Here is a 12797-nt window from a genome sequence, read left to right as displayed (position 1 = left end):
AGCCGGGCTCAGCGCCCGGTCCATTGCGGCGTGCGTTTTTCGGCAAAGGCGCGCGGTCCTTCCTGCGCGTCCTTGCTGTTATAGGTATGTTCGGAGGCGGCGCGGGCGGCCTGCAGCGCAGCGGCGCGGCCCATCTCGGTCGCCAGCATCACCGTGTCGCGCCCGGCCTTCACCGACAAAGGCGCACCCTCCAAAATCTCCGCCGCCAGATCGAGCGCGGCCTGCATCAGCGCACCCGGCTCGGCCAGGCGATTGACCAGGCCGATTTCGTAGGCTCGGCTCGCGGTGATCGGTTTGCCGGTCAGGATGATCTCCATCATGATCCGCTGCGGGATCATGTGAATGAGCGGCGCGGCCCAGGGCGAGCTGCGCCCGACCTTCACCTCGGTAATGGCGAAGCGCGCGGCCGTGCTGGCAACGCACAGGTCGCAGGCCTGGGCGATCATCCAGCCGCCGGCAAAGGCGACGCCATTGACCGCCGCGATCGTCGGCTTGCTGAGTTCGATACTGTCATAGGGCAGCGGGAACATGGCGCGCGGCGGGACGGTCATGCCGGTGTCGACCATTTCCTTGAGGTCGCCGCCCGCGCAGAAGGCCTTGTCCCCCGCGCCGGTCAGGATGGCGACGCGCAGCGCCGGATCATGTTCGAACCGGTCCCAGGCGGCACGCAGCCCCTCGCGCACGTCGCGGCCCAGGGCATTGCGCTGGTCGGGGCGGTTGATGGTGAGGATAGCGATGCCGTCGGGCCGCGCCTCGAACAGAACCGCGTCGGTTGAAGCGTCGGGCATCAATACCCCCTCTGCTGGATGATATGGGCCGCCCGCTCCAGCTCCTCGCGGAAGGCGGGGTCGGCGATGGCGATCAGGCGGCGGGTGCGTTCGGCCAGCGTCTGCCCTTTCAGTTCCGCCGCGCCATATTCGGTGACGATGATGTCGACATCGCTGCGCGCGGTGGTGACCGGGCCGGACAGGCTGGGCACGATCTTGCTCAAACTGCCGCCCTTGGCCGAGGCGGAGAGCGCGATGATCGAGCAGCCGCCGGGCGAGCGGGCACCGGCGCGGACGAAATCGACCTGGCCGCCGGTGCCGCCGAGATAGGCCGCGCCCGACTGTTCGGCATTGACCTGGCCGGTCAGGTCCACCTCCAGCGCGCTGTTGATGGTGACGAGGCGCGAGAGCCGCCCGAGGACGGCGGCATCATGGGTGTAGCTGGTCGCGCACATGCGGATGGCCGGGTTGTTGTGCGCCCAGTCATAGAGGCGGCGGGTGCCGATCAGCGCCCCGTTGATCGAGACGCCGGTGTCGATTTCCTTGCGGGCGTTGGTCAGCACGCCGGCCTGCGCCAGTTCGACCAGCCCGTCGCCCAGCATGCCCGAATGGACGCCCAGATCCTTGCGATCACCCAGCAGCCGCAATATCGCGTCGGGCACCGCGCCGACCCCGGTCTGGATCACCGATCCGTCGCCGATATAGGCGGCGCAGTTGCGGGCGATCGCCTCGTCGGTGGTGCTGATCTTCGCGGGCGCCACCTCGACCGGCGGGCGCGACACGGGGATGGCGACGTCGATGGCCGACGCCGGGATCAGCTCGCCCGGCACATAGGGCACGGCTTCGTTGATCTCCGCAATCACCACCCGCGCCTTGTCCACGGCGGCGCGGACATAGTCGCCGATCAGGCCGCAGCTATGATTGCCGTCGGCATCGGCGGGGCTGAGCTGGATCATCGCCACGTCGCAGCCGATGATGCCGGCCGTTATCATCGGCGCGACCTGGCTGACATGGATGGGGATGACCTGCAGCTTGCCGGCTTTCGTCATCGACCGGAGCGCGCCGATCGCGCCCATGGAGGAAAGGCGGAAACTGTCGGCGCTCTCCGGCGCGAACAGGCCTGAGAAGCTGGTGGCGATGAAGGCGGACAGGTCGCCGATCCGCGCGCCCTGTTCGATCAGCGCGCTGACCAAGCTGACCGGCTCGCCGCAGGCCTGGCCAAAGACGATGCGGTCGCCGCGCCGCAGATAGGGGGTGAGGTCGATCACAAGGCCCCGACCTGGCGCAGCAATTGTTCGGCGCGGCTGAGATAGGGCCGGTCGAGCATGCCCCCCTTGTAGCCGATCGCGCCGACGCCGGGATTGGCGGCGAAGATGTCGACGATCGCCTGCGCCTCGGCAATTTCCTCTTCGGTCGGGGTGAAGGCCGCGTTGATGACGTCGACCTGCGCCGGATGGATCGCCAGCATGCCGCGATAGCCGTCGCGCCGCACGTTCTCGGCCCGCGCCTTCAGCCCGTCTAGATCGCGGAAATCGCCCTGGATCGTCTCGATCGCGGTGACGCCGGCGGTGGCGGCGCCCAGCAGGCACATGGAGCGCGCCAGTTCATAGGTGAAGCCATAGCTGCCGTCGGCATTGCGGTTGGAACTGGCGCCGATCGAGTCGGCCAGATCCTCCGCGCCCCAGGTCAGCGCCACCACGCGCGGCGCGCCCTTGTAATCGCCGGTATGGAACATGGCTTCTGCCGTTTCGGTGACCAGCACGATCAGCGGGGTCGATCCCCGTTCGATGCCATGCGCGGCCTCGAACGCGGTCAGATAATGGTCGAGCAATTCGACATCCTGCCGGCCATAGACTTTGGGCAGCATGATGCCGCCCGGCCGCGCCGGCATGATCGCGGCGAGATCATCGAGCGTATAGGGGCCGTCGAGCGGATTGACCCGGACCCACAGCCGCTCGCGCCCTTTGCTGCGGGCGGCGAGAAAGCCATGCACCATCTGGCGGGCGAGCGGCTTGTTCTCGGTGGCGACCGCATCCTCCAGGTCGAACAGCGCGATATCGGCGGCGCTGTCCGCCGCCTTGGCCATCTTCTTCTCGCTGTCGCCCGGCGCGAACAGCCAGGAGCGCATCTTGATCGGCAGCGTCATCGTTTTCGCCTCAATAGGATTTGGGCAATTCCAGCACCTTTTCGGCGATGAAATTGAGGATCATGTGGGGGCTGACCGGGGCGGTGCGCGGGATCAGCACTTCGCGCAGCAGCCGTTCGACATGATATTCCTGGGCATAGCCCATGCCGCCCAGGGTCAGCATCGCGGTATGGCAGGCCTCGAACGCGGATTCGGCGGCGAGATATTTGCCGCTGTTCGCCTCCACGCCGCATTCCTCGCCCTTGTCGAACAGGGTGGCGGCCTTCATCACCATCAGGTTCGCCGCCTCCAGCTGCATCCAGCATTTGGCGAGCGGATGCTGGATCCCCTGATTCATTCCGATCGGCCGGTCGAAGACGATGCGTTCGCGGGCATAGCGGGCGGCGCGCTGGATCGCGTTGCGACCGATGCCGATCGCTTCGGCGCCCAGCAGGATGCGCTCCGGGTTCAGCCCCTTGAGGATGATCCTGAAGCCCTGACCTTCCTCGCCGATCCGATCCTCCTCGGGGATGAAGAGGTCGTTGATGAACAGCATGTTGGAGCCGACCGCGTGGCGGCCCATCTTGGGGATCAGCTGATGCTCGATCCTGTCACGATCGAGTTTGGTGAAGAAGAGCGACAGGCCCTGCGTCTTGTTCTTCACTTCATCGAGCGGGGTGGTGCGGGCGAGCAGCATCATCCGGTCGGCGACATGGGCGTTGGTGATCCAGATCTTCTCGCCATTGACGCGATAGCCGCCCTCGACCCGTTCGGCTCTGGTCTTGAGCTTGGTGGTGTCGAGCCCGGTATTGGGCTCGGTCACGGCAAAGCACATCTTCTCCGCGCCCGAGATGATCGGCGGGATCATCCGCTGCTGCTGCTCGGCCGTGCCGAACAGGGCGATCGGCTCCAGGCTGAAGACCGGGCCGTGGATGCTGGACGCCGCCGTCATGCCGCCGCCCGCTTCCGCCACCGCCTGCACCATGATCGCGGCCTCGGTGATGCCCAGGCCCGCGCCGCCGGTGGCTTCGGGCATGGCGATGCCCAGCCAGCCGGCGTCGGCCATCGCCCGGTGGAAATCGAACGGGAAGACGGCATCCCTGTCCCGTTCCAGCCAATAATCGTCGGGGAACTGGGCACAGAGCTGGAACACCGCGTCGCGGATGTTCCTCTGGTCTTCGGTCAGGGCAAAATCCACGTCTCTGGGGGCCTTCTGCTGGCGTCTGGATGATCGCCTGCGGGTATCATCCGGCCTCCCGCGCGCACAATCGGGCGGCCCCACATATCGGTGGGGCGAAGGGGTTGCGCGTGGATTTCGCCGCGCCCTTGGCCTAGCCCCAAGGCAGTTATGGGGAGAGGATGATGGACGCGACGCACATGCCGAAAGGGCCGCTGGCCGGGATCCGCGTGGTGGACCTGACGGCGATGGTATTCGGCCCCTATGCGACCCAGATCATGGCCGACATGGGCGCCGACGTGATCAAGATCGAACCGCCGGCGGGCGATGCCACGCGCTACATCAATGCCGGGCCGACGCCCGAGCTGGGCGGCGTCTTCACCAACGTCAATCGCGGCAAGCGCAGCCTGGTGCTGGACCTGCGGCAGGAGGGCGACAAGGCGACGCTCCGCGCGCTGATCGCCACCGCCGACGTCTTCATCCATTCGATGCGCGGCAAGGCGATCGCCAAGCTGGGCTTCGACTATCAGGCGGTGAAGGCGATCAAATCCGACATCGTCTACACCAATTGCTATGGCTATAGCCGGCGCGGGCCGGACGGCGACAAGCCGGCCTATGACGACACGATCCAGGCGGAATGCGGCATTCCGCATCTGCAACAGCTGATGACCGGCAAGCCCGATTTCATGGCAACGATCATCGCCGACAAGGTGGCGGGCCTCACTGGCCTTTATGCGACGATGATGGCGCTGTTCCACCGTGAACGCACCGGCGAGGGGCAGGAGGTGGAAGTCTCCATGTTCGAGACCATGGCGTCCTTCATGCTCACCGAACATGCGAGCGGCATGCTGTTCGAGCCTCCGCTGGGGCCGGCCCATTATCACCGCGTCGTCGCCCGCAACCGCAAGCCCTATGCGACCAAGGACGGCCATGTCGCCGCGCTGGTCTATAATGACAAGCATTGGAACGCCTTCGTCGCGGCGGTGAACCCGCCCTGGGCGACCGACGAGTTCGACACGCTGGCCAAGCGGGCGAAGCAGATCGACCGGGTCTATGGCCTGCTAGGCGGAACCTTTGCCGAGCGGACGACGCAGGAATGGCTGGAGCTGCTGGAGGCGCTGCATATCCCCGCCGCGCCGCTGCGCACCACGGACGAACTGTTCGACAATGCGCATCTGAACGCGATTGGCTTTTTCGAGACGGTGGAGACGCCGCAGGGGCCGGTGCGCTTCCCCGGCGTGCCGACCTGGTTCTCGCAGACTCCCGGTCGGGTCGCGGGCGGCGCGCCGGAACTGGGCGCGCACAGCCGGGAGGTGCTGGACGAACTGGGCGTGGGCGCTTCCGACGCCTGATCGTCCCATCGGTAGGGCGATGGGTTGGGGCGCTGCCTTGGCGCTCCCCGACCCAGCCTTTACCACTTCATCCAAGCAAGAAATCTGGGTGAGGCATGGCATGGTTGAGGCTGCTGAAATGACGCGTGCGGGCTTCCCGCTGGAAATCAGCGATCCCGAGCGCATTCCCACGGCACGCTATTATGACGCGGATTTCTATCGCCGCGAATGCGAGGAATTATGGCCCCATGTCTGGCAGATGGCCTGCCGCGTGGAGCAGGTGCCGGAGGTCGGCGACTGGATCGAATATAGCAATCTGGGCAAATCCGTCATCATCGTGCGGACCAAGGACGGTATCAGCGCCTATCATAATGCCTGCCGCCATCGCGGCGTGCCGCTGACCGAGGGCAGCCATGGCAATTGCAAGGGCAAGGGCTTCATCTGCCCCTTCCATGGCTGGCGCTGGAATATCGAGGGCAAGAACACCTTCGTCTATGGCCGGCACATGTTCAGCGAGCATCAGCTGGACGAGCAGGATCTGGCCCTGCGCCCGTGCCGCACCGAGATCGAGATGGGCTGCGTCTTCATCAATTTCGACGATGACGCGCCGTCGCTGCGCGAACAACTCGGCCCGCTCGCGGTGGGGCTCGACGCCTATAATGCCGACAAGATGCGCGCCGAATGGTGTTTCGGCACGGTGCTGCCGGCCAATTGGAAGGTCGCGATGGAAGCCTTCATGGAAGGCTATCATGTCATGCGCACCCATCCGCAGCTGCAGCAGAAGGTGCCGATCCTCTACAACATGATGTACGGCATGGACACGGGCGGGATCGGCGTGCCGATCAATCCCAACCGGTCGATGAAGGAAAATATCGTCGACCAGGTCGACCATATGCAGCTGCTGAGCGAGGGCATGGCCGGCATGTGCCATGCCAAGGATGTCGCCGTCGCCCGCACCCTGATCGACGTCGAACTGCCCGAAGACCCGCAACAGGCGATCATGCACTGGTTCGGCATGGTCAATCATTGCGTGACCCAGGCCGGGCAGGCGCGCGGCGAACCCACGCCCGATCTCAACAAGCTGGCGGTGGAAACCCCGGTCAAGTCGGTGGAATTCATCTTCCCCAACTATTTCCTGCTGCCCTTCCTCTCCAGCATGGCGGCCTATCGCATCCGCCCGCTCGGCCCGGAAAGCTGCATGTTCGAGCTATGGTCGCTGACGCATTTCGCCGAGGGGCAAGAGCCGCCGGTGGTGATGGAGCCGGTGATGCTGCCTTATGACAGCGACCAGTTCCCGATGATCCCGCGCCAGGATTATTCCAACATCCCGCTGCAGCAGAAGGGGCTGCATGCCGAGGGTTTCGACTTCATGCGCCTGTCCAAGGTGATCGAAGGGCTGATCAGCAATTATCAGCGGATCATCGACGGCTATATCCGGCATGAACCCATGGACAAGCTGAGCGCCGCGACACAGAAGCTGGCCGGCAATTTCGACGGCCCGGTGCTCGACCTGGGCTTCTGAGCCGGCGGGAGGCGGGGTCATGAAATTCGCCTTCGGCATGCCCCGGCTGATCGAGCTGAAGGCGACGATGCAGCCCTGGGAATTGTCGGTCACGGGCGCGGACCAGACGCGGCTGGCGAAGCTGGCCGATGACCTGGGTTACGACATGATCAGCGTGCCGGAACATTTCCTGATCCCGCGCGCCCATGTCGACCTGTCGGGGCCGCATCATTTCCATGCCTATGCGGCGATGGGCTATTATGCCGGCGCCACGAGCCGCATCCGTATCAACAGCTCGATCGCGATCCTGCCGCTGCAGCATCCCGCGATCACCGCCAAGGCGCTGTCGACGATCGACTGGCTGTCGGGTGGCCGGGCGATGGTGACCTTTGGCGCGGGCTGGCTGGAGCAGGAGTTTGACCTGCTCGGCGTCCCCTTCCACCAGCGCGGGCGGATGTGCGACGAATATCTGGCCGCGATCGTCGAGCTTTGGACCAGCGACGATCCGCAATTCGAGGGCGAGTTCGTCTCTTTCCGCGATGTCGCCTTTGCCCCGCGCCCGGTGCAGCAACCGCATCTGCCGATCTGGATGGGTGGGGAAGCCGACGCCGTGCTGAAGCGCGCCGCGCGCCATGCCAGTGGCTGGTGGCCCTATCTGACGAAACCCGAGGATATCCCGGCCAAGATCGACTTCATCAAGTCGCAGCCGGGCTATGACGGCCGTCCATTCGACGTGATGTACGGCTTTGCCACCAGCCGGGTCGGCGAGGGTCATGCCGTGGTCGACGATCCGCGCGCCCGGCCGGGCATGACCGCACCGGAGATCATCGATCGGCTCGGCTGGTTCCAGACGCTGGGCGTCACCATGAGCTCGGTGCCGATTCCGGCGGTGCGCAGCATCAGCGAATATGAGGATTATGCCCGCTGGGTGATCGAGGAGATCAAGCCCAAGCTGGGCTAACCCCAAAGCGCGTCGGCGGCGGCGAGCGCCTGGCCGCCGCGTCCGCCGAGGTCGCCGATCAGCGCCTTGAGCCGATAGGTCCACAGGTGCAGCGGATGCTCCAGCGTCATGCCCATGGCGCCGAGGAACTGGTGGAAGTCATAGACGCAACTGCGTGCCGATTCCTGCGCATGGAGTGCCGCCAGCGCCGCGTCGCCGGCATCCAGCGTGGCCGCCGCCTTCATCGCCAGCCAGTAGAGGCCATTGGCGCGCACCTGCGCCTCGGCCAGGCGATGGCGCAGCGCCTGGAAGGTGGCGAGCGGGCGGCCGAACTGCTGGCGATCGGTGACATAGGTCGCCGTGCTGTCGAGCGCGGCGGCGAGCAGGCCCGCCGCCTCCGCCGCCAGCGCCACGCGCCAGCGGGTACGGATATCGTCGGCCGACACGGCGTGATCGGTCAGGTCGTCCGGCTGGGCGATCAGGCTGCCCATCGGATAGGCATAAAGCGCTTCCGGTTCGGCCCGAATATGCTCAGGCGCCGCGACGAAGCTGCGCACCCGGTCCGGCCCGACCAGGAGCACCGTCGCGCCGGGGGCAAGGAAGCGGACCGGACGATGGGTCTTGCCTTCCTCCACCAGGCAGAGCGGGCGCGGTGTCGCGTCGCCCAGCAGCGGGCGGATGAGGGCGCTGGCCGCCGCCTCTACCGCCTGGGGCAGGCGGGCCAGCCGCTCGACCACCAGGGCAGCGCTGATTGCGCCCAGATCCGGATCGAAGCCGATGTCGAGGAAGCCGCCTTCGGCGAGGTCACGGTCGAGCGCGTCGCTGCTGAGGGCAAAGCCCGCCTCATGCAGCGTCGCGCCAGCATAAGGCCGGGTCAGCGTGTCGATCGCGTCGAGAATCGCGATCTGGTCGTCGGTCAGGGACAGGTTCATCAGCGCGGCTCCCGCGGCAGTTTGAGCACATCGCTGGCGATGATGTTGAGCTGGATCTCCGCCGCGCCCGCAGCGATGCCCGCGACGATCCCGCGCTGGTGATGCATCTTGAGATAGGGATGCGCGTCGGCCAGCGCCTGCGGCAGATATTCGACGATGAATTCGCACACCCGCCGTTCGGCCATCACCGTGGCGAAACGGGCGGAGCTGGATTCGGCGCCGATCGCCTCGCCCCGGCAGCGGCGGTCGACGATCGCATAGCTGGCCATCCGCGCCGCTTCGCACAGGGCAGCGGCATGGGCCGCCTCGATCCGCACCGCCTCGCCGGCAAATTCACCCTGGGCCTGCAATAGCATTACCGCACGGTCGAGCGCCGCGCGGGCGAGCGCATAGCGCGGAATGCCGAGCCGCTCATTGGTGAGCGAATAGCCGATGATCTCCCACGCCTGGCCTTCCTCGCCCAGCCGCGCCTCCACCGGGACAACGACTTCGTCGAAGAAGACTTCGTGAATATCGCCCTCGCCGATCAGCGAGGGGATTTGCCGCACGGTGATGCCGGGCGTGTCCATCGGCACCAGCAGGATGGAAATGCCCTGCTTGCGATCGTCGCTGGTGCGGCAGACCAGGAAACAGGTGTCGGCAAGCCCCGCATAGCTGGTCCAGATTTTCTGCCCCGATACGCGATAGACATCGCCGTCGCGGGTCGCGCGGGTGCGTAGCGAGGCGAGGTCGGAACCGGAACCGGGTTCGGAAAAGCCCTGGCACCAGAGTGCGCGACCGCCGGTGATGGCGGGGAGATAGCGCGCCTTCTGCGCCTCCGATCCGTAGCGGATCAGCGTCGGTCCGACCCAGTTGACGTTCATATATTGGCCGCCGCGCGGTTCGCCCGCGATCCACATTTCCTCGGCCAATATGGTCTGGTGCCAGGGATCGAGCCCCTGGCCGCCAATCTCCTTGCTCCAATGCGGGGTCAGCAGGCCTTCATCGGCCAGGCGCCCGCAAAAGCTGCGGGCATAGTCGGTCAGCGCGGGCGAGGCCGGGCCATGCTGCGAGAAACGCTCCCAGTCCTGCGGCAGCGTCGCGGCAAGAAAATCGCGCAACCGCTGGCGAAAAGCCTCTTCATTCTGCGTCCATTCAAAATTCATTGGTCCACGCATCCCCTGCCGAACAGGGATGCGATACTTAAGAGCGGCGCGGCGCGACAGGGCGGCGGGCAAGAGAACGCCCCGGTGATGGGCGTGGGCCGGGCCTTGCCGCGCTCCACGGGGTTGGGCAGCTTTCGGGCATGAGCGAGCGCGATTATAAAATGGCAGCCCCCCTGGATGCGGTGCCGCTGGGCAAGACCAAAAGCGTGACCATCGACGGACGGACTATCCTGTTGTGCAACAGCGACGGGCAGATTCATGCCATCGCCGCGCTCTGTTCCCATGCCGACGAACCGCTCGCCTGCGGTCGTATTCGCCTGGGCTGGATCGCCTGCCCGGCGCATGGCGCCCGGTTCGACCTGGAGACCGGCGCGCCGCTGACCGGCCCGGCGAGCGAACCGATCGCCACCTATCCGGTCCGCATCGTCGACGACATGATCGAGGTGGCGATCTAGCCCTGTTCCCTTTTCGTCATCCTGACGGAGGTCAGGATCCATTTGGCACTACGGTTGAGAGCGAGCGCTGAATGGATCCCGGATCAAGTCCGGGATGACGGAGGAGGTGGTTGCGTCGTTGCGTGTCCGATCGAAGGAAGGGCTTACCAGCCATCGCCTTGGGGATATCGCCGGCCGCCATCTTGCGGGGGGCGGCGCAATTGGGCCTAGCGTCGAGCATGAGAGGAACCGGAACGGGATGGAGGGGCAGGCTTTGACCGACGCGCTCGACAGGCTGCGGCAGGAAGTGCGCCAGTGGCTGGCCGACAATGCGCCGCAGGGCTGGCGCGAGCGCAGCAGCAGCGAGGCCGCCTTCCTGCAGATCCAGCGCGACTGGTTCGCCAAGCTGGTCGAGGGCGGCTATGCCGTGCCGCACTGGCCGGCCCAATGGCCGGGCGGCGGCCGCTCGCTTGCCGAACAGAAGATCCTCTATGAGGAACTGGCGCGCGCCGATACACCGCGCCTGCTGCTGTCCTTCATGTCGACCTATCATGCCGCCTGCACCCTGTTTGAATGGGCGAGCGAGGCGCAGCAGGCGCTGCTGATCCCGCGCATCCTGGCGGGCGAAATCTGGTGCCAGGGCTTTTCCGAACCCAATGCCGGGTCCGACCTGGCCAATGTTCGCACCCGCGCCGAGCGGGTCGGCGACCATTATGTGGTCAATGGGCAGAAGCTCTGGTCGACCATGGGCCAGTTCGCTGACAAATGCCTGTTGCTGGTGCGCACCAGCAATGACGGGCCGAAACAGGCCGGCCTCACCTATCTGCTGCTCGACCTCAAGGCACCGGGCGTCACCGCGCGGCCGATCCATCAGATACATGGCGACGAGGAATTTGCCGAGCTGTTCCTCGACAATGTCGAGATTCCCGTCGCGGACCGGCTGGGCGCGGAAGGCCAGGGCTGGGCCGTGGCGCAATCCACCCTCTCGTCCGAACGCGGCCTGACCCTCTTGGAACTGAGCGCCCGGCTGCGTGGCGCCTTGTGGCGGCTCGGCGACCTGATCCGCGCGCAGGGCCGGCAGGACGATCAGGGCATAGTCCGCGACTTCGGCCGGTTGAGCGCCAAGGTGGATGCGACCTGCGCCGTCGCCGACCAGTTCCTCGCCAACCGCATCGCCGGGATCGAGCGGGTCGGCGACGCGTCGATCGTCAAGCTGTCCTACTCCCGCACGCTGCGGGAATTCACATCGCTCGGGATTCGGCTGGGCGGCATCGACGCGCAATATCACAGCCCGATCACCTTTGGCGGCGGCATGGAGACCGGCAACTGGATGGCCGATTTCATGAACAGCTATGCCTGGACCATCGCCGGCGGCAGTGACGAGGTGCAACGCAACATCATCGCGGAACGGCTGGTCGGGATGCCGCGCGAACCCAAGAGCTGGACCTTGAAGGAGGGCGCGGCATGACCATGACCCGCGCGGAAGTGCAGGACGCGGCCGACAAGGCGTTCGGCCAGAGCGATCTGGCCCCGGATGCGGCGCAGAGCTGGGCGCTGATCGCCGAGATGGGCTGGCTGATGATGGGCGTGCCGGAGGATCTGGGCGGCCTGGGCCTTGGCCGCGAGGCGGCGGGCGTCATCCATCAGGGCGTGGGCAAGGCGCTGGTGCCCGGCTCCGTGCTGGCGCAGATGCTGACGATCGAGGCGCTGACGGCGGCCGATGACCTGCCCGAGCGCGACGCGCTGATCGCCGACGCCATGGCCGGCGAGGTGATGACCGCATCGCTGGCGGGCGGGCTGGATGGCGCCGACCGGCTGACCTGCGTGCCCGATGCCGATACCGCCAGCCATGTTTTGCACGTCACGGCCGACCGGGTGGCGCTGGTGCCGGCCGAGCAGTTTGCCGTCACCTATCGTGCCGGATGGGACAAGAGCCGTCGCCTGTTCGATGTCACGCTCGAAGGGCCGGGCCTTACTCTTGCAGAGGGCAATGCCGCCCGTGCGCTGGCCGATCGGATCGAGGCGCTGCGCCTCTTCTGCCTGGCGGGCGACAGCCTGGGCGGCGCGGAGGCGGCGCTGGCGATGACCGTCGCCTATCTCGAAACGCGGCAGCAGTTCGACCGGCCGCTGGCGCTGTTCCAGGCGCTCAAGCATCGCGTCGCCGACATGCGCACGCAACTGACCGCCGCCGATGCCCTGTTCTGGAGCCGGGCGCAGCAGGCCGACGTCGATATCATCACCCTGGGCGCGCTCAAGGCGCTGGCCTGCGCCGTCTATCGGCTGGTCGCGGAAGAGGCGATCCAGCTCCATGGCGGCATTGGCCTCACCATGGAGCATCCCTGTCACCTGTTCCTGAAGCGCGCGATGCTGAATGGCGCGCTCGGCGGCGATGCGGATCATTGGGACGAACAAATGGGCAGGGCGGCGCTGGAGGCTGCAGCCTGA

The 12797-nt window shown here is 66.3% G+C and carries 12 protein-coding genes; 6 read left to right on the top strand and 6 right to left on the bottom strand.

What is annotated here, in order from left to right:
* Positions 1–8 precede the first annotated feature (8 nt).
* The 4 genes from ACUCV3_RS16355 to ACUCV3_RS16340 are packed head-to-tail and all read right to left on the bottom strand — an operon-like array spanning position 9 to position 4090.
* A complete protein-coding gene (locus tag ACUCV3_RS16355) occupies positions 9–788 on the bottom strand; it encodes an enoyl-CoA hydratase/isomerase family protein (protein ID WP_279727328.1) in 780 nt (259 codons plus the stop codon).
* Entirely contained in the window at positions 788–2035 is a 1248-nt protein-coding gene (locus ACUCV3_RS16350) for an acetyl-CoA hydrolase/transferase family protein (protein WP_279727327.1), read from the bottom strand. Before ACUCV3_RS16350 ends, ACUCV3_RS16355 begins: the two co-directional genes overlap by 1 nt.
* Positions 2032–2913 (bottom strand): HpcH/HpaI aldolase/citrate lyase family protein, encoded by an 882-nt coding sequence (locus tag ACUCV3_RS16345; protein ID WP_482240892.1) that lies wholly within the window; start codon positions 2911–2913, stop codon positions 2032–2034. Before ACUCV3_RS16345 ends, ACUCV3_RS16350 begins: the two co-directional genes overlap by 4 nt.
* Positions 2914–2923: 10 nt before the next feature.
* On the bottom strand, positions 2924–4090 hold the full coding sequence (locus tag ACUCV3_RS16340) for an acyl-CoA dehydrogenase family protein (protein ID WP_279727324.1): 1167 nt from the start codon (positions 4088–4090) through the stop codon (positions 2924–2926).
* Positions 4091–4254: 164 nt separating this feature from the next.
* On the opposite strand from ACUCV3_RS16340, the gene ACUCV3_RS16335 reads away from it, so the two are divergent.
* The 3 genes from ACUCV3_RS16335 to ACUCV3_RS16325 all read left to right on the top strand — a co-directional run bounded on the left by ACUCV3_RS16335 (position 4255) and on the right by ACUCV3_RS16325 (position 7862).
* Positions 4255–5421, top strand: coding sequence for a CaiB/BaiF CoA transferase family protein (locus tag ACUCV3_RS16335; RefSeq protein WP_279727418.1), 1167 nt, complete (start codon positions 4255–4257; stop codon positions 5419–5421).
* A 118-nt stretch (positions 5422–5539) separates the two neighbouring features.
* Entirely contained in the window at positions 5540–6922 is a 1383-nt protein-coding gene (locus ACUCV3_RS16330) for an aromatic ring-hydroxylating oxygenase subunit alpha (RefSeq protein WP_017500016.1), read from the top strand.
* A 19-nt stretch (positions 6923–6941) separates the two neighbouring features.
* Positions 6942–7862 carry a TIGR03619 family F420-dependent LLM class oxidoreductase gene (locus ACUCV3_RS16325; RefSeq protein WP_279727322.1) on the top strand — a complete coding sequence of 307 codons (921 nt, stop codon included), beginning with the start codon at positions 6942–6944 and terminating at the stop codon, positions 7860–7862.
* Here ACUCV3_RS16325 and ACUCV3_RS16320 read toward each other — a convergent pair.
* A complete protein-coding gene (locus ACUCV3_RS16320) occupies positions 7859–8773 on the bottom strand; it encodes an acyl-CoA dehydrogenase family protein (protein WP_279727321.1) in 915 nt (304 codons plus the stop codon). The genes ACUCV3_RS16325 and ACUCV3_RS16320 overlap by 4 nt on opposite strands.
* Positions 8773–9918, bottom strand: coding sequence for an acyl-CoA dehydrogenase family protein (locus ACUCV3_RS16315; protein ID WP_279727320.1), 1146 nt, complete (start codon positions 9916–9918; stop codon positions 8773–8775). The genes ACUCV3_RS16320 and ACUCV3_RS16315 overlap by 1 nt, the downstream gene beginning before the upstream one ends.
* Positions 9919–10058: 140 nt before the next feature.
* On the opposite strand from ACUCV3_RS16315, the gene ACUCV3_RS16310 reads away from it, so the two are divergent.
* The 3 genes from ACUCV3_RS16310 to ACUCV3_RS16300 all read left to right on the top strand — a co-directional run bounded on the left by ACUCV3_RS16310 (position 10059) and on the right by ACUCV3_RS16300 (position 12797).
* On the top strand, positions 10059–10373 hold the full coding sequence (locus ACUCV3_RS16310; protein ID WP_279727319.1) for a Rieske (2Fe-2S) protein: 315 nt from the start codon (positions 10059–10061) through the stop codon (positions 10371–10373).
* 238 nt (positions 10374–10611) lie between these two features.
* Complete coding sequence (locus ACUCV3_RS16305; protein WP_347881895.1) at positions 10612–11820, top strand: acyl-CoA dehydrogenase family protein; 1209 nt, start codon at positions 10612–10614, stop codon at positions 11818–11820.
* Positions 11817–12797: an acyl-CoA dehydrogenase family protein gene (locus tag ACUCV3_RS16300; RefSeq protein ID WP_279727317.1), complete on the top strand. Its 981-nt coding sequence runs from the start codon at positions 11817–11819 to the stop codon at positions 12795–12797. The genes ACUCV3_RS16305 and ACUCV3_RS16300 overlap by 4 nt, the downstream gene beginning before the upstream one ends.

Source organism: Sphingobium sp. VMM (genome assembly GCF_056790315.1).
The sequence above is the reverse complement of the archived record's forward strand: the minus strand, read 5'-3'. Positions and strand labels throughout refer to the sequence as shown.

What these genes read in the sequence shown, in the direction of transcription:
- ACUCV3_RS16355 (WP_279727328.1), bottom strand. Translation starts at nt 788, where the DNA reads ATGCCCGACGCTTCAACCGACGCGGTTCTGTTCGAGGCGCGGCCCGAC.
- ACUCV3_RS16345 (WP_482240892.1), bottom strand. Translation starts at nt 2,913, where the DNA reads ATGACGCTGCCGATCAAGATGCGCTCCTGGCTGTTCGCGCCGGGCGAC.
- ACUCV3_RS16335 (WP_279727418.1), top strand. Translation starts at nt 4,255, where the DNA reads ATGGACGCGACGCACATGCCGAAAGGGCCGCTGGCCGGGATCCGCGTG.
- ACUCV3_RS16330 (WP_017500016.1), top strand. Translation starts at nt 5,540, where the DNA reads ATGACGCGTGCGGGCTTCCCGCTGGAAATCAGCGATCCCGAGCGCATT.
- ACUCV3_RS16325 (WP_279727322.1), top strand. Translation starts at nt 6,942, where the DNA reads ATGAAATTCGCCTTCGGCATGCCCCGGCTGATCGAGCTGAAGGCGACG.
- ACUCV3_RS16320 (WP_279727321.1), bottom strand. Translation starts at nt 8,773, where the DNA reads ATGAACCTGTCCCTGACCGACGACCAGATCGCGATTCTCGACGCGATC.
- ACUCV3_RS16315 (WP_279727320.1), bottom strand. Translation starts at nt 9,918, where the DNA reads ATGAATTTTGAATGGACGCAGAATGAAGAGGCTTTTCGCCAGCGGTTG.
- ACUCV3_RS16310 (WP_279727319.1), top strand. Translation starts at nt 10,059, where the DNA reads ATGAGCGAGCGCGATTATAAAATGGCAGCCCCCCTGGATGCGGTGCCG.
- ACUCV3_RS16305 (WP_347881895.1), top strand. Translation starts at nt 10,612, where the DNA reads ATGGAGGGGCAGGCTTTGACCGACGCGCTCGACAGGCTGCGGCAGGAA.
- ACUCV3_RS16300 (WP_279727317.1), top strand. Translation starts at nt 11,817, where the DNA reads ATGACCATGACCCGCGCGGAAGTGCAGGACGCGGCCGACAAGGCGTTC.